This window comes from Aeromonas popoffii (genome assembly GCF_037818705.1).
GTDB lineage: Bacteria > Pseudomonadota > Gammaproteobacteria > Enterobacterales > Aeromonadaceae > Aeromonas > Aeromonas popoffii.
Genome location: NZ_CP149129.1, coordinates 1095011 through 1116778, shown reverse-complemented (window position 1 = coordinate 1116778; position 21768 = coordinate 1095011). Strand labels below are relative to the sequence as shown.

15 protein-coding genes and 4 pseudogenes are annotated in these 21768 nt (G+C 53.9%); 10 read left to right on the top strand and 9 right to left on the bottom strand.

The genetic code is table 11. The features are described 5' to 3' along the window. Positions 1 to 39 precede the first annotated feature (39 nt). The 3 genes from WJM78_RS05395 to WJM78_RS05385 all read right to left on the bottom strand — a co-directional run bounded on the left by WJM78_RS05395 (position 40) and on the right by WJM78_RS05385 (position 4281). Positions 40 to 1677: an MFS transporter gene (locus WJM78_RS05395; RefSeq protein ID WP_339014279.1), complete on the bottom strand. Its 1638-nt coding sequence runs from the start codon at positions 1675 to 1677 to the stop codon at positions 40 to 42. Positions 1678 to 1745: 68 nt separating this feature from the next. Next, entirely contained in the window at positions 1746 to 2750 is a 1005-nt protein-coding gene (gene glsA, locus WJM78_RS05390) for a glutaminase A (RefSeq protein WP_339014277.1), read from the bottom strand. Positions 2751 to 2781: 31 nt separating this feature from the next. Next, positions 2782 to 4281: an alpha/beta hydrolase gene (locus WJM78_RS05385; RefSeq protein ID WP_339014275.1), complete on the bottom strand. Its 1500-nt coding sequence runs from the start codon at positions 4279 to 4281 to the stop codon at positions 2782 to 2784. A gap of 595 nt (positions 4282 to 4876) precedes the next feature. Between WJM78_RS05385 and WJM78_RS05380 the strand changes: the two genes are divergently transcribed. The 6 genes and pseudogenes from WJM78_RS05380 to WJM78_RS05355 all read left to right on the top strand — a co-directional run. Continuing rightward, a complete protein-coding gene (locus WJM78_RS05380) occupies positions 4877 to 5986 on the top strand; it encodes an META domain-containing protein (protein ID WP_339014273.1) in 1110 nt (369 codons plus the stop codon). Between the two features lie 84 nt (positions 5987 to 6070). Then, positions 6071 to 6874 (top strand): hypothetical protein, encoded by an 804-nt coding sequence (locus WJM78_RS05375; protein ID WP_339014271.1) that lies wholly within the window; start codon positions 6071 to 6073, stop codon positions 6872 to 6874. A 20-nt stretch (positions 6875 to 6894) separates the two neighbouring features. Next, positions 6895 to 7119, top strand: a complete 225-nt coding sequence (locus WJM78_RS05370; protein ID WP_339014269.1) for a hypothetical protein — start codon at positions 6895 to 6897, stop codon at positions 7117 to 7119. Between the two features lie 69 nt (positions 7120 to 7188). Then, positions 7189 to 7566 (top strand): SHOCT domain-containing protein, encoded by a 378-nt coding sequence (locus WJM78_RS05365; RefSeq protein WP_339014267.1) that lies wholly within the window; start codon positions 7189 to 7191, stop codon positions 7564 to 7566. A gap of 180 nt (positions 7567 to 7746) precedes the next feature. Then, a pseudogene (locus tag WJM78_RS05360) lies at positions 7747 to 8085 on the top strand (IS21 family transposase); the annotation flags it as partial. A gap of 192 nt (positions 8086 to 8277) precedes the next feature. Next, a pseudogene (locus tag WJM78_RS05355) lies at positions 8278 to 8430 on the top strand (IS4 family transposase); the annotation flags it as partial. Between the two features lie 12 nt (positions 8431 to 8442). Here WJM78_RS05355 and WJM78_RS05350 read toward each other — a convergent pair. Beyond that, a pseudogene (locus tag WJM78_RS05350) lies at positions 8443 to 8906 on the bottom strand (IS4 family transposase); the annotation flags it as partial. 823 nt (positions 8907 to 9729) lie between these two features. Between WJM78_RS05350 and WJM78_RS05345 the strand changes: the two are divergent. From WJM78_RS05345 to nhaC, 3 genes are all read left to right on the top strand, one after another. Beyond that, positions 9730 to 11154, top strand: coding sequence for a basic amino acid/polyamine antiporter (locus WJM78_RS05345; protein ID WP_042038317.1), 1425 nt, complete (start codon positions 9730 to 9732; stop codon positions 11152 to 11154). A 15-nt stretch (positions 11155 to 11169) separates the two neighbouring features. Beyond that, complete coding sequence (arcA, locus tag WJM78_RS05340) at positions 11170 to 12423, top strand: arginine deiminase (RefSeq protein ID WP_042038315.1); 1254 nt, start codon at positions 11170 to 11172, stop codon at positions 12421 to 12423. 144 nt (positions 12424 to 12567) lie between these two features. Continuing rightward, positions 12568 to 14037: a Na+/H+ antiporter NhaC gene (nhaC, locus tag WJM78_RS05335; RefSeq protein WP_339014264.1), complete on the top strand. Its 1470-nt coding sequence runs from the start codon at positions 12568 to 12570 to the stop codon at positions 14035 to 14037. A 163-nt stretch (positions 14038 to 14200) separates the two neighbouring features. Here the strand turns inward: nhaC and WJM78_RS05330 are convergent. Further along, positions 14201 to 14428: pseudogene (locus WJM78_RS05330) on the bottom strand (IS1-like element transposase); the annotation flags it as partial. Positions 14429 to 14693: 265 nt separating this feature from the next. Between WJM78_RS05330 and WJM78_RS05325 the strand changes: the two are divergent. Continuing rightward, on the top strand, positions 14694 to 15902 hold the full coding sequence (locus WJM78_RS05325; protein ID WP_339014262.1) for a tyrosine-type recombinase/integrase: 1209 nt from the start codon (positions 14694 to 14696) through the stop codon (positions 15900 to 15902). A gap of 327 nt (positions 15903 to 16229) precedes the next feature. On the opposite strand, the gene WJM78_RS05320 is transcribed toward WJM78_RS05325, so the two are convergent. The 4 genes from WJM78_RS05320 to WJM78_RS05305 are packed head-to-tail and all read right to left on the bottom strand — an operon-like array spanning position 16230 to position 21764. Beyond that, the gene (locus WJM78_RS05320; RefSeq protein ID WP_339014260.1) at positions 16230 to 16928 is read right to left on the bottom strand and encodes a DUF2931 family protein; all 699 of its coding nucleotides are present in this window, start codon (positions 16926 to 16928) and stop codon (positions 16230 to 16232) included. Positions 16929 to 16930: 2 nt separating this feature from the next. After that, positions 16931 to 18931: a DUF2235 domain-containing protein gene (locus WJM78_RS05315; RefSeq protein ID WP_339014258.1), complete on the bottom strand. Its 2001-nt coding sequence runs from the start codon at positions 18929 to 18931 to the stop codon at positions 16931 to 16933. Next, positions 18931 to 19722, bottom strand: coding sequence for a DUF4123 domain-containing protein (locus WJM78_RS05310; RefSeq protein WP_339014256.1), 792 nt, complete (start codon positions 19720 to 19722; stop codon positions 18931 to 18933). Before WJM78_RS05310 ends, WJM78_RS05315 begins: the two co-directional genes overlap by 1 nt. After that, on the bottom strand, positions 19722 to 21764 hold the full coding sequence (locus tag WJM78_RS05305; RefSeq protein WP_339014254.1) for a type VI secretion system tip protein VgrG: 2043 nt from the start codon (positions 21762 to 21764) through the stop codon (positions 19722 to 19724). Before WJM78_RS05305 ends, WJM78_RS05310 begins: the two co-directional genes overlap by 1 nt. Between the last annotated feature and the right edge of the window lie 4 nt (positions 21765 to 21768).

Sequence of the window (21768 nt, the reverse complement as noted above, 5' to 3'; positions counted from 1 at the left end):
TTGGCACTTGTTCGAGCGGGCGCAGTCAGCCATCAATCATTAAACCTTGGGTGGCTGTCCACTGGGACCTTGACCACGAATATAACCCGGTAACCGGCCGCTCGGTACTATGACTAAAAGAGCCAGCGCAGCCATTATCAGAAATGTCAGTTTCAGCGCTTTAAGGCGCGCCTCAGCGTTAATTCTCACGGCCTCGTCAACCTGCTCCGAGGTTGCCGTGGTTCGCGACATAACACCGAGCAAGCGATCGTTACTGACGAAGGTGGCCCGATCGAGATCAACCTGTTCAATCAGGGCTGCAGGAATAGTCGGATTCTCAACCAAGGCGCTATTAATATTCATGCTCAGGATACCCACCACCAATGCACCGGCAATGGCACTGCCAACACCTGCCGATAAATTATTCACCGTGCCACGCAGCGATCCCACGTCACCAGCCAATTCTTTTGGCGATGAGGTGACCAACACGTTAAATAGCAGCGTAACCAACGCACCTTGGCCCAAACCGAACATGACTAGGCCCAGCACAACCAACCAGTTGCTCCAGTCGTTTTTCATCACGAAGGCCAGCAGCGCCATCGCAATCGACACCAACACAAAAGAATAACGGGCGATCTGGCGGGGCGCCAGTCGATCATAAAGACCGACGACAAGAATAGCCGCAGTAAACACTGACAGTTGGTAAGGGATCATCGCCACTGCGGTGTCGAAACTAGAACGCCCCTGGACCATTTGGATATACAACGGCACGAGGAAGGTCAATGCATTACCCAAGATCACAATCGACATCATCGAGTACACCGCCGCCCGTTCCTGTGGTGACTGGATAACTTCAAGGGCTAACAAGGGCGTTTCTTGACGTGCCTGACGACGCTGCGCCCAAGCCACGAACAACTGAATACCCACCAAACCGACAATCAGCATGAGCAACGCCGGTGATAGCCCCAGCACATTGAACGGTGCAAGTGTATTGGCCAGCATCAGCCCCCAATTGTTCAGGTTGTTGACCCCAAGGCTGATCAGGATGACTGAGGTTGCGGCCAGGATCACCCCGACACCGTCAATTTTCACATCAGGCACCTTGGCAACGGGCTTGAGTCGCAGGGTAAGAAACAGGGTTATCGCAGAAAACGGAATAACCAGTCCAAATGCATAGCGCCAGCCAAGGTAGGTACCGACCACACCAGCCACAAAGAAGGCGGTTACCGTCGCCATAGCCTGCACGGCCCCCAGAATACCCAGCGCTTTGGCTTGCTGCTTGCCGGAGTAATTGTTGGCAATCAGCACTACCAAGGTTGGCACTATGGCGGCCGCAGCCAAGCCAGCGATGCCTTGCGCGGCAATCATCACGGCTACATTGGGACTGAAGGTCATCATCACCATCGACCCGCACAAAACAACAGTTGCCAAACGAAATACCGTGAGCGCACCAAACATCTGACTGAGTTTAGCGCCGAGCATAATAAAACCGGCAACCGCCAGAGAGTACGCCACGATAGCAGTCGCCACCGTCGTCGGGGCCGTATTGAACTCCTCGACAATACCGCCAATAGATACCGGCAAAGCGTTGATATTCAACGACATTTGTGCTTGCCCCATCGAGATGATAATCATCGGCAGCCAAGATGCTTGCTGCTCCGTTTGCTCACCCATGCCTGCAGAGAACGCCTTAGTCATAATGTTTCATCCCTGGATAATTACGCCAAGCCGAGTGACTGGCGAGATACATCGATACACCCAACCACTCAATGGTCAGGCTTAGAGGCAAACAGGTTCAAACCCATCCGTTCGGAGAGAAACTTCGCCACCCGCTGTCCTTTAATGCTGTTGCCGGCCTCATCGAGCGCAGGCGAAAACGTGCCCAATCCCCCCTTACCCGGCACCACGGTAACAATGCCACCGCTAACACCGCTCTTGCCCGGCAAGCCTATTTCATACAGCCAGTCCCCCGAAAGCTCATACAGCCCGGCGGTTGCCAGCACAGCCAGTACACGCTTACAGATCGAGGCATCCACCACCCGCTCTTCGGTAATAGGGTTGACCCCGCCATCCGCCAACGTCGCCCCCATGATGGCAAGATCACGAGCCGAGACGTTTAGCGAACATTGCTTGGTGTAAATATCGGTGGCTTCGAGGGCGTCGAAATACATCCGATCGTAGCCCTCCAGCAATTTGGCTATGCCGCGATTACGTAGATTAGTGGCAGCTTCAGAGTCGTAAACTTCGCGATTGAGGGTGAGTTTTCGGCCGGCAAAACGCGACAGACCCTCTTCGATAAACTGCCATTTTTCATCGGCATTAGCGCCTGGCGCGAGGCTGGTGGCTGCGATAGCCCCAGCGTTGACCATCGGGTTCATGGTTCGGTCTTGATTGAGCTCGACCGCCATCACCGAATTAAAGGGCAGCCCGGTGGCATTCACGCCGAGCTTAGTGCGCGCCTCGGCTTCGCCAATCGCCTGACAAATCAGAGCGAACACAAAGGGCTTGGAGACGCTCTGAATGGTAAACTCATAGGAAACATCGCCAGCCGTATAAACCGCCCCGCCAACTCCCACAACACAGATACCAAAAAGCTCACGCGGCACTTTAGCCAAGGCCGGAATGTAATCGGCCACCCGTCCCTCATCCAGCGACCGATAACGCTCGTACGCCTCGGCCACCAATGACTCTATCTGTTCGGCAGGTGGCAAATGTCCGGTCGACACGGACTCAAGTAGCTCATTTTCATCAAGTGGAATCCGTGTGTGCATGTCGTGCTCCTATTTCGCTGGACGATTTTACTTACTCGGGACTATTCGCACCGTTAGCACTTGGTGCCGCCGTGCTGCGGCCACCGCCAAGACCCTCTTCGATACGTTTAAGCATGTAAGAAAAGAATGGATTGGAAGACATCCGCGTTAGCGAGTCCATGCTCACGATCAGCGTACCGCGCTCCCCGCGTGCCGCCATCGCGCCTAAATTAACGCCGTAATCGAGGTTATCTCCAGGGGTTAAGCCATACAGTGAATCGTCGAGCGGAAATGGCAGCGCTAGATGCGACAAGGAAAAAACTTCACGCGGGTAAACCAAGCCCAAGGCACGCGTTTGCCCCTTTGTTGAACCTGCCGGGGTAGTGCGCTCCATAACCTCTGCTTGGTTAGGGCTAATGTTACTGATAACGGTCGCGGTATAGGCACGCGGCGGCGCAGGTAATAAACGTTTCAGCACGGTATCGTTACTCACGCGCAGTAGCGGGCCAATCTTAGTATTGCGGTTGATGTCAAACAACACCAACTCACTGCCATTGGCAGGCAGATGAGCATAGAGCGCGTTGATGATTGCCCGCGTGCTAACAGTAAAGTCGACCACCGACTGAAAGGTTAGTATTGGGGCCAATTCGCTCAAGCGACCTTCACTCTCATAGCGCGCGATGCGCTGCTGCAACTCGTTAGACATGAGCGCAGTCTGGCGCGCCGCATTAACCGGAAATGAGTTGTATTTAAACGGATTAAACTCCGGGACTATATTCAACCATGCGGCTTTGGCAAACGCGGGAAATACTGCAGGCCAGCCCATCATGCCGGCAAATCGCGCCATACTGGTGATGCCGATCATTGGCGAGATCAGCACAATGCGATCTGGGCGAGCCAGCGCCTTATCGGAGAGAGCTTCGAGGGCATAATTCATCGCCAACGCGCCGCCATTGGAGAAACCGATAACATGCAGAGGCGTAGACGCGCCACCCAGTCGACGCGCTTCACGCGCAGCCATCCGGGTCGCTGCCGCCCACTGCTGCCACTCAACCTTGGTCAAGCCACCCGGAACGGTGCCATGCCCCGGCATCCGCGCAGCAACTACCACATAACCATCGGCCTGATAACGCAAGGCAATGTGACGCAGACTGTAGGGCGAGTCGGTCAGACCGTGCAGCAACACCACCGCACCTATGGGCGTGCCCGTCGGCATCATGATGTAAGAATGGTTCCAGTTATTGGCAAAGTTACCGGGATAAATTGGGCTATCGACAAAAAAACGGTCGCTAGCATTGCGCGACTCGGGATCCAACCGATCACTCACCTCGGTACGTACCTCGGCAAAAATTCGCTCTTCGGCGCTCACGTACTGAGCCCAGTCAGCCATATCAATCTGCTCGACCGTCAATTCATGCGGCACAAAAGTATGCCAAAGCTCCAATGGCGCACCGCGCTGCGAGTCATAAGCACGCACACCCAATATCGTCAGCACGCTGACGCCTAGCACCAACGCTGCCCATTTAAATGTTTTCAGTGTTGCTCTTATCATCGGTTTTATCTCGTGCAATAGCGCAATAATAGACAGTGATGCAATGACAGAAGTCGCGGCAATAGGCAATAATAGATGGCAAAGCCAGTTAGACCTAAAGGTTTTAATTGCTATCAGGGTGCTCTAGTGGAACAACTACGATGCCACTAACGGGGGCGCAGGCGTCAGTCATCAGAGCCTTATACTAATACGTGATGCAAGCAGATAAACATGATTATAGCCTGCCCTCACAACACTGCCACTGGTTTGAGTCACTGACCTTCCCCATTGAGGACAACAACCATAACATCGGCTACATTGTACGTATAAGCAGTTAACTACTATTCCTTCAGCGCGTTATCAAAACCGATTGCTGGGAAGAAGGCACTGAGCGACGCGGGTAGTGCTGTGTTCCATTGTTCCCAAAACCCCAAGCGCCAATAGCTTGAGATAGTGAGGCCTTATCACCAATTATTAGTATGCTGGAAGCAAAAATCTGCACTACCAAAACCGCCCTCAAGCTGCGGCTCTTTACCTATGCGGTAGCAGCGCCTGCGCGGTGCCTACATGGTCACAATACGCTCTTATATATATTCATAAAGGATGAGTCGAACACATGCTAAAAACATCGATAAATGCAGCGATTTTACTGGCGTCGGTATTGCCGGCTTTTACTGTGTTCGCCGCCGAGCCGCAGCTTATTTGCTTTGGCAATGAGCCGTCATGGAGCCTGCAGTTTAGTGACAAAAGTCGAGCGCAATTGCTCTTGCCCGAACAGAAAGCGGTCGATTTCCTCGGCCAGAAAACGCATCTGCTTGCGCTCAAAGAGTACGCTTGGCGCGGCAAGCCGGTAACCGGTAAGGGCGGCGAAGCAGTCGCGCTGCTGCGTGAGGCGAGCTGTAGCGACGGTATGTCTAACACCCAACATCCAATGAGCGCAAGGATATCGCTGCCAGACGGGCAACTGTTGGCAGGTTGTTGTCGCGTGCCAAAGCCAGCTAAGGATACCACGGATACCACCGCCAAGCCGCTCTCACTAGAGGGGCCAACATGGCAGTTAGACTCTCCTAGCGGTAGCTTTGCCGGTATCGCAATTGACGCGGCAAAGCCTGTAACGGTACGTTTTGAGGCAGGCCGTTTGAGCGGTTTTTCCGGCTGTAATAGGCTTATGGGGGGCTATAACCTGAGTACTGGAAAGGTGAAAATTAGCATGTTAGCCGGTTCGACGATGGCTTGCCCGGAGCCACAAACGGCGCTGGAGAACGCCGTGAGAGCGGCACTCAGCGGCACTCTGGCGTATGCCATTAATACTGAGCAACTGAGCCTGAGCACTGCCACTGGTGCGGTATTGACATTTAAAGCGCAGCCTGCGGCAACGCTTGAGGGCGTGTACTGGGACGTAACCGGATTCAACAACGGTCGCCAAGCAGTGGTTAGCGCTCTGCCTGGCACGCGTTTGAGCATGGTCTTTGAGCAAGGCCAGGTACACGGCAGCAGCGGTTGCAATACTTATCAGGCGAGTTTTACCTCGGTCGAAAATCGCCTGAGCATCGGCCCATTGCTGAGCACACGTATGGTTTGCCCCGCCGATGGAGTGATGCAACAAGAGCGCGAGTTTCTCGCGGCGCTGGAGTCGGTAAAACTATGGGAAATACGCGACGGTTTGTTGGATGCGCATCGTGCGGATGGCGAGCGTGTGTTTAATGCCGTCGTCAGCGCTCCATAAAAACTCACAACCCATTGGATGGACACAGTACCGATCATGCACAACGCTAAACAGTACCGCGCATCGACAACAGGAGCTTGTCCTATGAGTGTGCGCAACCTTCTACTGATCGGTTTTACCCTCGCCTGTGTGGCGGCAGCCTTTTTGTTACCGGCCGTGCCGCAGCCGCTGGCTTACCATAATTTTGCCGACCAACGCAGCTTCTTGGGGATCCCGCATTTCAATAACGTGGTCTCCAATATAGGTTTTTTTCTGGCGGGTACCTTGGGGTTGGCCCTGCTAATCCGCTGCCGCGTGCGGTTTGAATTTATGCGTGAGCGTTGGCCTTATTTGGTGTTTTTCTTTGGTATATTCGCGACTGCTTTAGGTTCAAGTTACTACCATCTAGCCCCCGACAATGACCGACTGTTCTGGGACCGTCTGCCGATGACCATTACCTTTATGGCCTTAGTCGCCAGCCAGATTTCAGATCGCATCAGCGTGCGCACCGGGCTAGTGTTATTAGTACCGATGTTACTGATTGGTGCCTCATCGGTTATTTACTGGCGTGTGACCGAGCGGCAAGGCGTTGGCAACGTGCTGCCGTACGCAATGCTGCAGGCTTATGCGGTACTGGCTTTACTTTTTCTGGCTATTTTGCAACCATCGCGTTACTCACGCGGTAGTGATCTTTACTGGATCTTTAGCTGGTATGTGTTGAGCAAGGTGCTCGAAACCTATGACGCCGAAATCCTTAGTCTTAGCCATGTTGTTAGCGGCCATACCTTGAAACATTTTGCCGCCTCGCTGGGCGGTTTTATTGCCTGTTACATGCTGATAAATCGTGTGTTACAACATCCAGCAACGACAGCTGATGAGTCGCTTAAAACACCATCAGCACTACCTTAATCATCAGTACAGGGGGGTCTATGCGTTACGTTTACGCCGCTTTAATCATCGTCATCACGACGACTGTTTTGCTGTTTAAAATTCAAAATATAAGTCTTGTCACAGTTTCGCTGCTTAATATGAGCCTGACGCTGCCGGCGTCGCTACTGATCGTCGGAGTTTACGTGCTTGGCATGCTCACCGGCAGCGCACTCTGGTCGCTTCTGCGCAGCTGGCTACAGGCCGCGATGCGCAAGCCCGGGTAACACCATCGCCGGCGGGTTTACGCCGGCTACACCTAAACCAATTAGGCAACGCAAAGGAAACACACCAATATGAGCAATTTCTGGGATTTCTTCTGGTTAATACTCTCAAGTTTTATCTTTATCGCTTACCTTTTGGTGCTGTTCCAGATCGTCGGCGATCTGTTTCGCAACACTGAAATGGGCGGCGGATTTAAAGCTCTGTGGATCCTCGGACTGATATTTTTGCCGATGTTTACCGCGCTGATTTACATTGTTAGCAATGGTGCAGGCATGGCCCAGCGTCAACGTGCGGCGATGCAGCGGGCCAAATCAGATACCGAAGACTATATTCGGCAAGTGGCAGGTAAATCACCAGTCGAGCAGATCTGCGAGGCCAAAGCCTTGCTCGATAACGGCGCGATTAATGCTGATGAATATGCCCAACTCAAAGCCAAAGCACTGGACTAAGCATATGCAGCGCCGCATCTTGGCGCTCAACCGTTAAACCAGAGAGCCCGCTGTGGATGCGGGCTTTTCAGTTTTTGCTGCAAGCGTTACGCGGCGTAAATGGGATGGTCGCCCCTCCCCAAAACGGCATCTGAGTGCCAAAGTGACGAATGTAATGTAAATCACCCCTGGTTCCCTAGTGGTTACACTGGCGGGCTCTCACAGCTCAAGGCCTGGTTATCTCCTCAGCGCCATGACGCCCCTGGCACTGTTGTCCGTTTTGAAACGGCACCCACAGGTCGATTTCACAATTATCCGCGAGCGGGATACCTATGGTGAAGGTGACCATCGTTGGCACCCGGCCCTGCTCGCCCTGGCCGAAGAGTTCGGTTTGCGCCCCCGCGTCTGCCGTTCCTACCGGGCCCAGACCAAAGGCAAGGTCGAGCGTTTCAGCGCTGCTTTGTCACACCACTGGCTGCCACACTCAAACAGGCAGAACTGGCACTGGATGTGTCAACCGCCAATGCCCATATCGGCCCCTAGTTGCAAGACATCGTCAACCAACGTCGCCATGGCACTACCGGTGTAAGCGTCCGGCCACTACCGTCTGGTGAATGGAGGCAGTTGTGGACAAAGTAGTTCCCACTAAAAAGTAGTGGGAACCAAAGATGGTGTACACCAATAGCCGTACTAATAGCAGCCGTAAAGGCAGAGCCAATTACTCACGAGAATTCACCGGGGAATATCCCGGGACGCGTTGCGGAGCTGGAGAAACAGGCAGGGCAGTTTGTATTGCCGGAGCGAAGTTATCCCCGCAGCGTGAAGCCAAGGCCACAGAAGTATGGAGTTAAAAAAACCAATAAAAACAATGCCAGTCAGGCTTAACTGACTGGCATTGCCCTCCGACCAGGTCTTTCTGATCTTGGTCAGCAACGCCCGCTCATGGATGTTGCACTGGCCTTTGAACAAGGATTCCTGGTGGGTTTTCCACAATAGCGGTGTGTTGCGGCCATGGTTGGTTTGCAGGCTGATAACCAGGGGGCTGTGGTCATCGGCCTCAAACTCGGTCCAGTCTATGGATACGACAATCTCGGTGCGTTCGGACACCACATAGGGAACCCAGTCATCGAAAAGGCGCCAGACATTGAGCTGGATGTTGGTCAGCAAGCGGTCGACTTGCTTGACCGCGTACTTGTGTTCAAGACCACTGGCCAAAGAGAGGCCATTGCCAATGGGATGACCAGCGAGCCAGACTCGATAACCCCGTGGGTTTCATGGGCGAGCGACAACACACGTTTGGCATGCATGTCCTGCCAGAAAATGTCATCAATGTGGTTGAGAATGATGTCGTGATTAAGCATTGGGCTGCTCTGTTCGGTATTGGCGGGTCAAAAACGCAGAGCATACCTCAGAGGCCTCACCGCGCCTCACTCGTATGAGGGGATGGCTAAGGTAATGCGGCTCTGCGTTCAGGTGAATAGTACGGCCTGTCTCCTTCCGCCCCCGATACGTTTTTTTTAGGAATAACCGAAGAGGCGACAACTATCCTGACAGCGGAGTATCCATACTTTTTCTGAGCACCCAGAAATTACTTATGGCAATCCTGATGATTCTCACTGGGGCTTTCTAACAGAAGGTCTATGCTTATACCTCTACTTCGAAGAGTAAAAACGCGGATATCTAAAGTACCTAGGATACGGCGAAAACCGCTTCAACTATCACAAAGGCAACGACTGGCGGCTAGCTTGGAGTTTACGCAGGGGCATCAAGGGCAATAATTTCAGCACTGACTTGCAAGCTACCTAGCTAATCGGCAGTTTCCAAGTGTGCCGAGCTACTTTGTGGAGTAATGGAGCAGTATTTTACAGGTTATGGCGAGACAATCCTCGGCTACAGCGTAAACGATTAATCGCGGCCGTTTCTGTTACGGCATCTCGCGGTAATGCTTGAGCCATGCATAGGTAGGGGCTTAAACCAGTACAATCACGTCGATGTAATCTGCCTTAGTGCACATTCAGTATGTTTGGCAGTTTTACTATTTTGGACGGGTAAAATATTGTGACAATCAGCTTGACAAAGCAACAGGATTGACCTTGTTTTTTAACAAGAAGTTGAGTGTTTAAGCAAGGGGTTAGCGCAGTCGGGTGTCTCACCCGGTATAAGTTTCCAGGAGGACAATAGAATATGGCTGTTACAGAACAAAAAATGTCGCGGATGGCTCTAACCGCGATGGTAGTTGGCGGCATGGTCGGGGCCGGGATTTTCTCGCTACCAAGAACCTTTGCCGGAGCAACCGGGCCGCTGGGTGCACTGATTGCGTGGATTATTGCCGGTACCGGCATGTATATGCTGGCGCGAGTTTTTCAATTCTTGGCTGAGCGCAAACCGAATATCGATGCCGGCGTATTCGCTTATGCCAAAGAAGGTTTTGGTGACTATCCGGGCTTTCTCTCGGCTTTCGGATATTGGATCGGCAGTTGCATCGGTAACGTGTCTTACTGGGTGCTGATCAAGTCCACCTTGGGTGCGTTCTTTCCGGTATTCGGCGATGGCAATACGGTGATCGCCATCGGTGTTGCTTCAATCGGCATTTGGTTATTCCATTTCTTGATTCTGCGCGGCGTACAGCAGGCCGCCTTTATCAACAGCATTGTGACGGTCGCCAAGGTCATTCCGATCATGGTGTTTATCGTCTTGCTGTTTTTTGCATTCAAGATCGATCTGTTCAGCATGAATCTGTATGGCGGCGACTTGACTGTAGGCCTGTTCGAACAGGTCAAGGCCACCATGCTGGTCACTGTGTTTGTGTTTATCGGCATTGAAGGCGCCAGCGTGTATTCACGCTACGCCAAAGAGCGCGCCGACGTCGGCAAGGCAACCATCCTTGGCTTTATCGTGGTTACCGGCTTGATGGTGCTGGTTACCTTGCTGCCCTACGCAGTGATGGAGCGCGCCGAAATTGCCGGCCTGCGTCAGCCATCGATGGCTGGCGTGCTGGAGTCGGTAGTCGGCCCGTGGGGGGCGATGTTTGTCAGTGCTGGCTTGCTCGTCTCAGTTCTGGGCGCTTATTTGGCCTGGGCGCTGATCTGTGCGGAGGTGATGTTCGCAGCGGGCAAGTCAAAGGACATGCCGGCGATGTTTGCCAAGGTCAACAAAAACAACGTGCCGGTCACGGCGCTTTGGGTGACCAGCATCATCGTCCAGATCATTGTGATCACCACCTATTGGTCGCGTGATGCGTTCTCGCTGATGCTTAACCTGACTAGCGCCACCACCTTGATCCCCTACCTGTTTGTGGCTGCCTACGGCTTGATGATTGCCAAGCGCAGTGAAACCTATGAGGTGCGTCCACAGGAACGAAATCGCGACCTGCTGATCGCCAGTTTTGCCGTGTTGTATACACTGTTCATGATTTACTCCGGCGGCTTGAAGTTCATCCTGTTGTCGGCGGTGTTGTTTGCGCCTGGCACTGTTTTGTATTTCATCGCCCGCCGCGAGCAGGGCAAGGTGGTGTTCGATAAGGCCTCGGATTGGATCATCTTCGCTGTGATTGCCGCCGCGGCTATTTACGGCGTTTACGGCTTAGCGACTGGCGCTATCTCTATTTAACCAAGGGAGTTGATCATGACAAATGCAAGTGAAGTCAAATTTGGCGTGCATTCGGAAGTCGGCCAGCTGCGCAAAGTGATGGTCTGCGCGCCGGGCCGTGCGCATGCCCGGCTTACCCCGAGCAACTGCGACGAGCTGCTGTTCGATGACGTTATGTGGGTCGAGAACGCTAAACGTGATCACTTCGATTTCACCAACAAGCTGCGCGATCGCGGCGTTGATGTGGTCGAAATGCACAGCTTATTGGCTGAAACTGTCGCAATTGCTGAAGCCAAGAAGTGGATTCTTGATCATCAGGTTGTGCCTAATCAGGTTGGCCTTGGGCTGGTAGATGAGATTCGTAGCTACCTCGAAGGCTTGTCACCACGAGATCTGGCCGAGACGCTGATCGGCGGCTTGTCCACTGACGAGTTTCCCGAAACCTTCGGCGGCGAAACCCTCAAGCTGGTGCGTGAAGCCGCAGGTGTGACCGAATACCTGCTGCCGCCTTTGCCGAATACCTTGTACACCCGTGACACCACCTGCTGGATTTACGGCGGCGTTACGCTTAACCCGCTGTACTGGTCGGCGCGTCACGAAGAGACCATCCTCACCACCGCTATTTATAAGTTCCATCCCGATTTTGCTGGCAAGGTCAAAGTCTGGTGGGGCGATCCTACCGAAGACCATGGCATGGCCACCTTAGAGGGCGGCGATGTAATGCCGATCGGCAAGGGTAACGTGCTGATCGGCATGAGCGAACGAACCTCGCGTCAGGCCATTAGCCAGTTGGCCGCGACCTTGTTCAAGCAAGGTGCAGCGGAGCGGGTAATCGTTGCAGCGATGCCTAAACTGCGTGCGGCTATGCACTTGGACACCGTGTTCACCTTTGCTGACCGCGACTGCGTGCTGCTTTACCCAGACATAATGGACCACGTCAGCACCTTCTCGTACCGCCCAAGCGACAAGCCAAGCGGTATCGAACTGGTCAAGGAAAAGGGCCGCTTTACCGATGTGGTTGCGCAATCCTTGGGTCTGAAGAAACTGCGGGTGGTGGAAACCGGTGGTAACGCTTACATGCGTGAGCGCACGCAGTGGGACAGCGGCGCCAACTTGGTGTGCGCATCGCCGGGGGTGGTATTTGCCTATGATCGTAACGTGCACACCAACACCCTGTTGCGAAAAGAGGGGATCGAAGTGGTCACCATCGTTGGTTCCGAACTCGGTCGTGGCCGTGGTGGCGGCCATTGCATGACCTGCCCGATCAGCCGTGATGAGGTAGATTTCTAAGCGAAGTCTCCAACAGCAATCGCCGCCAATTTTGGCGGCGGTTTTAATGGTACTGGTGACAACGCGTTAAGCGGCAGACAATGGCGCTAAGCTCAAGCGCTGCATGTCTAGCCGTCATATGAACATTAACCGAGGCCTATCTGAATGTTCAGTTTTATTCGCAGACCTAGCACGCCGCAACCACTGTCGCTGTTTGAGGCGATCATTCCGGTCGCTTGCCTGGTTGTCTTGGTTGCCTTGTCTTATTTTTTATTTGGTGATGCTGGCGCCGGTGGCCCTAACCAGGTTGCGCTGGTTACCGCGACGATGATTGCGGTATTTATAGGTTGGCGTCGTGGACACACGCTTGAGGCGCTGGGTAAAGCCGCGACTGATAGCGTGTCCACTGGCATTGGTGCGATCTTTATTTTGTTCGCGGTCGGCGGCCTGATTGGCACTTGGGCACTCAGTGGCACGCTGGTGGCTATGGTTTATTACGGATTACAGCTACTTAATCCAGATTACTTCTTCGTAACCGCTTGCGTGATCAGTGCCATCGTTTCGGCCAGCATTGGTAGCTCTTGGACAGTCGTCGGCACCATCGGTGTTGGTTTTATGGGGATTGCCATGAGCATGGGCTTGAATCCGGCGATAGCGGCGGGCGCGGTGATCTCGGGTGCTTACTTTGGCGATAAGTCATCGCCACTCTCTGACTCGGCCAATCTCTCTGCGGCCGCTGCTGGTGTCGATCTGTATCAGCATATCCGTGAAACGCTGCTGACCTCGCTAATGGCCTTGTTGCTCTCGTTAGTGTTTTTCTTTATGTGGGGTGAGCCAGGAGATTTCGACGCCGCAGATAAAATTGCTGCGATTCAAAACTCATTCCAGCCACAGTTGGTGATGTTTGTGCCGCTAGTGTTGGTGATTTTGTTGGCATTGTTCCGCTTTCCGCCCTTTACCGCTATTTTCCTTGGCTCGATTGCCGGTGGTCTACTCGCGGCGGTTATGGCCCCGGAGCGGGTGCTGGCTTTTGCCGCTGCCAACGAGGGAATTCCACAGTGGCTGGCGTTATTGGAAGGCGTCTGGCGGGCCTTGGCCAATGGCTATACCTCAACCTCGGGCTTTGCTCCGATGGACATGCTGGCATCGCGTGGCGGTATGGGCAGCATGCTCAATACCATCTGGCTGATTATCAGCGCCTTAGCGTTTGGTGGGGTAGTTGAGAAGGTCGGGGTGCTTGAGAGGCTAATCACCCCGATTATTCAGAAAGCTAAGTCGGACGGTGCTTTGGTTGCCTCGCTGGCAACCTCAATTGTGGCCACTAATATCGTCACCGCCGACCAATACATCGCCATTGTGCTGCCGGGGCGGATGTTTAAATCTGCCTTTGCCAAGCGCGGCCTGGCCCCTGTGGTGCTATCGAGGGCGGTCGGCGATACCGCGACGCCAACCTCGGCGTTAATCCCTTGGAACAGTTGCGGCGCCTATATGGCGGCCACTTTGGGGGTAACGACTTGGAGCTACGCACCCTATGCGGTGTTCTGTTTCATCAGCCCGTTACTGACCATCGCAGTGGCTTACGCAGGATTTCGCATGTTGCGTTTGCCAAGCAAGGCTGTGCTACCAACAAGCTGAATGGCTCGTACGCAGGCCATGCACGACAACTGGCGGCGTCCACATCACCACCATGACGGATATCGCCAGCAGCAGCCGAAAACCGGCCTAACCAAGTGTCCGGATTTAGTCGACCACTACAGTCAGTATTCGACTGCTGTTGATACTTTTTCGGTAGTTACTTGCCTTGGTGCGAGTTCTTTAAGGCGCGCAGGATGGTGTTAAGCCAATATGAGGACGCAGGCTGTGTCACGGACACCTGAGCCGTTGAAGGCCATCTCGACAATCTTCTCTTTGACACATGGTTTACGAGCTTCATAGGTGTAAGTGAGCTGAAAAACGTGGGGACAGGCAGGGCAACGAGGACAGTAGACGATGATGGATACCATGAAGAACTGAGTCTCAAAAGCATCACCATATCTTATCAACCGATCGAAAGCATGGGCTGACATAGCATATCCATGCCAAACCCTCGGCTGGCGTGGGCTTGAAGGGAATGAATGGCGGAGAGACAGCCCGCCATAACACAGTCTAAAACCATCCATACAATTTCAAATAATAAATTAAAATCATACAGTTACAAATAAACTCCGTCCAATCTATTTCAATCTCACATTATCAAACCCCATATGTAATGGCATACTGGTTGGCATACTCATATCTACAGAGGTGACCTCATGGCGACACTCACCGATACCAAGGCGCGTAGCTTAAAACCAGAAGACAAACCGTTCCCTCATGGAGGAATCACAGGTCTGGCGTTACATCCATCTACGATAAAAGGAAAAGGAAAGTGGGTGTTGCGATATGTCAGTCCCATCACCGGCAAACGCCGTAATGCTGGCTTAGGTTCCTACCCGGAAGTCTCGGTTGCAGATGCAGGTAACCAGGCTCGTCTGATGCGTGAGCAACTGTCCAAAGGGCTGGACCCCTTGGAAGTAAAGAAAGAAGAAGCCAGTAAGCCTGCGATACCCACAGTGGAAATTGCGGCTCGTCAGGTGCACGAGCAGTTGTTACCCGGCTGGCGTAACCCCAAGCATGGGAAGCAATGGATCTCGACCCTGGAGCAATATGCCTTCCCGATCATCGGTCGGCAGCCTATCAACGCCATCACCCCGGCACATATCGCCAGTGTACTACAGCCTATCTGGCTGGAAATCCCGGAAACAGCCACCCGCGTGAAACAGAGACTTCATGCTGTGATGGCCTGGGCATGGGCTCATGGCTTCTGCCAAGCGAACCCTGTCGATGTCGTGGATAAGCTACTACCACTACAACCCAGTAAAGCAATCCGCACCCAGCACCAACCAGCGATGGATTGGCGGATACTGCCAGCGTTCTACCAACAGCACTTGGCGAATGCAGAGCGCTTTGACGTCAGCCGAGCCCTACTGTCGTTCGTGATCCTGACAGGCTGCCGCTCTGGTGAAGCGAGAAGCATGCGCTGGGAAGAACTCGACCTGGATGCTGCAATCTGGACCATTCCGGCTGATAGGATGAAGACCCAAGTCATTCACCGCATTCCGTTATCTCTTCAGGCTATGGCTGTATTGGATAAGGTGCGGGGGCTGCATGGTGAATGGGTTTTCCCGTCCCCACGTAAACAAATACCGCTCACAGATATGGCACTGACCACCCTGCTCAGAAGAGTCGAGGCCCCAAGCACGACGCCTGAACGGCTGGCAACTGCTCATGGCTTTCGTTCAACTTTCAGGGACTGGTGCAGTGAACAAGGCTACCCCAGAGACTTGGCTGAGCGAGCACTCGCGCACCTTATCCAAAATAAGGTGGAAGCGGCATACCACCGCACTGATCTGCTGGATCAACGTCGGCCTATGATGGATACTTGGGCGGAGTTCGTCGAAAGTGGATTACCAGCCGCATAAGGAAGCGGCCCATAAGGGCCGCTTCCTTTATTTTTTGTCTCGCATGAGAGGCTGATATACTGCAGCTCCACCTGACTGGCATAACGCTGATGCGGCGCCATCCTTGGCCATTAGCCTTGCTCGTCAGGTGGTTTGCTGTAAGTGATCCTGATAGACCTTCTGCCACTTGGTATGCTCAGCCTTATCGCCTCTGGCCAGCCAGAAAGCACAGATGCTCTCGGCCAATTCTGCGGCCATGGCATGGTCGTTATCACGACGAAAAAATCAGATACTGGACCAACCAGTTTTGGTACTGCTTCATTGATACCTCTTAAACCGCTATCCAAATCAGTTGACCGGATTGGTATCCGTCTTAGGCTGTGCGGCACGGTAGGCGTCCATGATCGGGGCCCAGTCCATACCGAGCGGTACAGGGTGTTGCTTGAATAGCTCGCCATATTTCTTGTCGAAATCATCCATACCGTATTGGCGCACTATCGGCACTTGCTGATCATACCAATCATCGGTCACCTCTTCGGCGATGCCACGGGTAAGTAGAATATCTGGCTTAACAAGTAGCCCATCCCCTTTGAGCAACACCTCAAAATAGCCGCCGGGCGCTAGACCAAAAAAGAGCCAACTACGGCGGTCATAACGTCCCTCGACTGAGTAGACTTGGCGCATCTGCTGCTCCAGATTGGCAGGCAAGTCCACCTTGATGCTGTAGCGCTTGCCATCATGGAACGAAACCATTTCAATCACGGCTTTATCGGGGACGGGAACGCCATCGGTGGGCAGGCCACCGCCGCCAGCCCAGTAGTAACGCTGTCCCTTGATACGGTCGGCAAGCAGACCTCCAGCCCCCCCTCCAGCTAGACGGTCCGCATAAACCTGTTTCCCTCCAAGATAGAACTCGGTCTTGGTGTTCTTAGTAAGATCTATATTGCTGCCTGTACCATAATCCCAAGCAAATTTAGACAGAGATTGTGGAACCGCGCAGGCCATCAATGACAAGCTGACTCCCAACAATGCGACGATATATTTCATCTTTATGCTTCCTTGTTCCCTATCATCTCACGTCTCTCCTTGCTGATGCTGGGCTCATATTTATTGGTATTGGCCGGATTAGCGATGCCCTGGTTGCTGGCACTGTGGTGCAGATAGTCACGACGCAAGGCACGGTAAGCATCGGGCGATAATTGATGGGTCAAGTTCTTGGCAACCTTCTGTTCGACAGCTGATAGGGCCCAGAGTTTATCCAACTCCTTCAAGTCAACCTCTGGCCGTTTGATAGATAGCGGTTTAAGCTGCAATGCCCTATCTTCCGGCATCCATGCTTTAAACGGCACCCCCACGGCTCGGCCCGCCTCAACCATCATATGTAGCGGAATACGGGAGTATTCCCCCTCCACCACCCGGCTCATCAGCACCTCCACATAGACTGACTTTTTGCCGGGGCCTGTGCCATTTTTCCCCTCGGGACGTCGGAAGGAGTATGGCTTCAGGCTGATCGCCCCCAGCGGCGGCACGGCGCCACGAGACAGGTTGTGGTTGATGCGAGTGACCCAGCCCAAAGTACGTTTCTCCTCGGCATACGCCTTGGCTTTTTGATAGGCATGGCTCTCGGCATCTGCTGTTGTAACAGTTTCCACACTCATAAAACGCTCCAGCTCGATACTCTCGATCAGGGCCGGATCGCTGTTGGGATTGCTCAAGCTCCAGCGGCTATAGTAACCGCCACCTATGTCAGAGTGAGCCCCCGGTAGCGCCAGCTCAGTAAAGTGAGCAGGAATACGGGCGCCTGCAGCATCTTCTGTAATGCGTGATAGCGGGAAGTATTTACGCACTTCATCCAACGCGGTGAGATGTACTACCCGCTCTGCACAATCCGCTTTGAGTTGAACATTGACACTGCGGTTGTAAGAGGAAACTACGGTATCGAACAGGCCAACGAAGGTAAAGCGTACATCGTCGCGGCTAGCCCAATCAAAACCTGCCTTGAGGCGAATATTCGGGCTATTGGCCATAGCGTGTACCAAATGGTGATCGGTTTTTTGGTCTATCACATTAACAAAGTGGCGGGCGGCGGCGGCGCCTCTGCTAAACCCGAACACATCAAATTCGATACGATGGATACGCTCTACATCAACTAAAATCTCGCCCAAATCCCGATTGATCGAGCGAACTATGCTCTGTTCACATGCTGCATCTACTTTTCCGATAATAGAGGTATTATCTCCACCAAAATCGAGGTCAAATCCTTGGGTCAGGGTGTCATCCGAACGATATTCAGGGCCATTGTCTCCTGCGATTGGGTCGCGAGTGCCAATACCACTGATATAGCTGTGAGTCACCAAAGGGCCTGCTGTGATGTCATATTGTTCAAACAGCTTGCCTACATTGGTCACATCATTGGCCGAGCTCCCTTTAACCGGGCTTTGCCCCATCTGACAGCCTCGCAATTCCTTCTCCCGCTGGGCTGGATCGGAACAGGTCTCTAGCAACCATTGCTCCACCTTTTGTAGTCCCACTTGAGCATTGCGCGTGTTGTTGCCGGTACCATCGAAGAAAACGCCAATCCGCAAAATATTGAGCTGGTAACCTTTCACCTCGATCACGTAGGACTCGTCAGTGAGCAGACGAGCTGGTTGAGCTTGACCACGCTTGTGACCTTCCGGCAACGGCTGTTCTGGATCGGTTTGGCACAGGTCCCCAGTAGTCAGCTTGACGTGTTTACGTTTCACACCCTTATGGCCAAAAAACTTATCGGTGTAGGCTGGAACCTTGCTTGCTTCCCCCTCTTTTAATTTTTCCCGGTTTTGAGCCGCTTTAAGCCAAGGTTGGTTCTCAATGGTCAGAGTAACCTCACCAACGGCAAAGCCTTTCACCAAGGTGGGGCTATCCTTGAGGGTGACTGTTTTCACTTGGCCGGTTTCATCTTTCAGCGTGGCCTTGAGGCCCTTAAATGATTGGTTCTGTTCATCACGAACATCGATCTCAATCCACCGATCATATTTTTCGCAGAGTAAACAATGTGCACTTACAGCCATCAGTGAGTTCCTATCAAATCAGGGTGTTTGCCGAGCCAGTTGGCGACTTGCATGAATTCATCGTCGGTGAGCATCAAGGGGGCACGTATGCTGTCCAGCGTAAAATCGGCTTGCAGCGCCAGGGCTCCAGCGATGACGCCCTCGCGCACATCCTCAACCAACCCATCTCGATTCGCTTGCTGCAACGTGTTCAGGATCACCGGTTTGGGGTTGGTGTGGGCTCTCATCACCTTCTCTATTCGTTGCCAGAGATGGCGATGCAGTATGTCAGCATGGCGGGACTCGTTATAAAGACCCGCTAGTTGATGCTCCCGAATATGGAACCAAGGTGTTTCACTCGCTGGTACCCAGATGAAATCTTGGCTTTGTGTGACGCACTGCCCTTCGATCATTAACTGTTCACACGGGCCAAGCAGCGCATCTCGCTCTCCTGGCGTCATTGCGGTGAGCATTGGTAGCAAGACGCGATGATCGGCGTAGCGAAACCACACGGCCTCGCCGTCATGAATGGCGCTGTTCAGGCTCTGCCAGTGACTCTGCATTACTTCTTTCGAGGCGCGACTACGGCAGTAAAAGCCGCTGAGTGTGGGGTGTGCCTCAACAAAAGCCTGCGAGGGGGTAGGTAGCAGCCAAGGACCGTGTTCGGCCTGCGCCGAAAAGTCTGTTCCAGCAAACAGTGGGTAGGCATCATTTCCGCCCAGCTCATAGAAATGCGCAATCAAGGAGGGGTCTGCTGCCGCATCAATGACTGCATATAGAACCCCTTCTTCGCGCCATTGTTGCAATACCATCAGTTACCCCCTTGGTCTGCTAGCGGGCAAGGTTTGGCCATCGGCATCATGGACTCCATGGTTTTCTGAATACCAAGCGCAGTTATCATGGCCGGTGGCGCCACAGGCACTTCAACACCGCCCGGCAAGCCGGGCATCTGACCCGCCCACCCAGAGCCTGAGCCAGGGCTACCGCCAGAGTTCATCTTGATGGAGGGACCGACCAAGGTGACGCCACTGGGGTCAACCTTCACAAAACTGCCGCCCACTTTGAGGGTGATTTCAGCTCCAGCCTCCAGCACGACCTTTTGACCCGACTTGAAGTGAATTTCCTGACCCGCCTCAACCAATAACGCCTGTGCGATTTTCTGGTGGAGCGATGCATCCACGGTGAGGGAATAGTCGGCTTTGATCTGGTCGCGCTTCTCACCCTCCACCGTCAGGTGGTCGTTGGCCTTGATGCGGGTCACCCGCTCGTTGTCGATGTCGGTGTGCTGGTCATGCTTGATATGCCAAGCAGCGTCGTTCTCTATCAGCACGTTCAGGTCTTTCTGACCGTGGATGTAAATCTCTTCCTGCCCCGCCTGGTCTTCAAAACGCAGCTCGTTGAAGCCTTCCCCCTGATGGGTCTCGGTGCGCAGCACGGTGCGCGTCTTGTTGGCTGGCAGCTCGTAAGGCGGTCGGTTGGTGGCGTGATAGGTGCGGCCCGTCACGATGGGCTGGTCGGGGTCCCCTTCCAAAAAGCTCACGATGACCTCGTGGCCGATGCGCGGGATCGCCATCATGCCGTATTGACCACCGGCCCAACCTTGGCTCACCCGCACCCAGCAGGAGCTCTGGTCGTTGGAGCTACCGTAGCGGTCCCACGGGAATTGCAGTTTTACCCGACCGTGTTCGTCGCAGTAAATCTCCTCCCCTTCAGGCCCCACCACGCTGGCGATTTGCGGGCCATCCACCATCGGCTTATGGGGTGCCTCGGGGCTGCCGATGCGCGCCCGCCAGGTGGTGCTCGCTTTGACCACGCTAAATTCGTTGTGGTACACGGTCGGGCCACTGCCGCCCTCCTCTTCCAGCGCCTGCGGCTGTTCGCCGGTGTGGCGGATATGAACGATTTGCCAGTCGGTGTTGAGGCTGCCGTTCGGATGCTCGGTGAGTGAAAATGTCTGGCCCGGCAAGAGGGCCGCACTGTTGGACTTGCCACTGCCCGCCACAGCGTCATTGCGCAGGGCATCGAGGCGGTGCTGGGCAAACGCCTTGCCGCTCGGGTCCTGCTTGTAGCGGCCCGGATAGTCAAAATGCTGGTAGGTATCCCGTTGGTGCTCGAGCTCAGCCCCCATTTTCTTCTGGGAGAGGCCATAAGCCGGGGTCTTGAAGCTGTAGTCCTTGAGCTCTACATCCGAGGGGCGCACCGATTCGCGGTAGTGGAACTGGCGCACATAGGCGCCCTGTTCCAGTGAGCGGTTGCCGAGGTTAAAAAAGAGCTCTGGGCCTTGGGTCAGCGCAGCCGCATCGTCGGCAAACACGATACGGTGTTTGCCTGCTTCAAACTCGTGGAAGTAGAAGAGCCCCTCTTCGGCGGCCAGGCGGTTCAAGAAATCGAGGTCAGTCTCGCGGTACTGCACGCAGTATTCGCGCTGGGCGTGCTCGTTTTTCAGCGCAAAGGCGTAATCGGTGATGCCGTGCTCTTGCAGCAAAATGGAGAGGATTTCGTCAGGCTTTTGTGCCTGAAAGATACGGGAGTTTTGGCGAAGCGAGAGTCGCCACAGGGCCGGTTTGACTTGCAGCTGATAGCGGGTGCGGCGAAAGCCGCTGTCCCCTTGCGCAAAGTCGCTCACTACCCCGCATACCCGGCGCTGCAGCTCGCCGTGGTACCACACCAGCAGCTCGCAGGGCTGGTCCAGCACGGCGCCGAAGTCGACGTCCGGTTGCTGGCTGGCCACCTCCAGTTTGAGGCTAAACGGGCTGTTCAAGCCCTCATCCAGCTTGAAGCTCGCGACCGCAAAGGTGTTGTCAGCCAGTGCGCCAACCTTGACGGTGAATTGTAATCCTGTGCTCTGTGCCATGACC